At 55.9% G+C, this 320-nt stretch carries 1 rRNA gene; it reads left to right on the forward strand.

The annotated features are described in order from the left end of the window. Positions 1 to 320: ribosomal RNA gene (locus C0R07_RS19655) — 16S ribosomal RNA — on the forward strand; the annotation flags it as partial.

Genomic DNA, 320 nt, shown 5'->3' on the forward strand with positions numbered 1-320 from the left:
TATCGTAGTGCCAGCCGCCGCGGTAATACAGAGGTGGCAAGCGTTGTTCGGAATTATTGGGCGTAAAGGGCACGTAGGCGGCCCTGCAAGTCAGTTGTGAAATCCTTCCGCTTAACGGAAGAACGGCAGGTGATACTACAGGGCTAGAGTGCGGTAGGGGAGAGCGGAACTTCTGGTGGAGCGGTGAAATGCGTAGATATCAGAAGGAACACCGGCGGCGAAAGCGGCTCTCTGGTCCGTAACTGACGCTGAGGTGCGAAAGCTAGGGGAGCAAACGGGATTAGATACCCCGGTAGTCCTAGCCGTAAACGATGGGCACT

Source organism: Stenotrophomonas bentonitica (assembly GCF_002887735.1).
In the GTDB taxonomy this organism is placed as follows: domain Bacteria; phylum Pseudomonadota; class Gammaproteobacteria; order Xanthomonadales; family Xanthomonadaceae; genus Stenotrophomonas; species Stenotrophomonas bentonitica_A.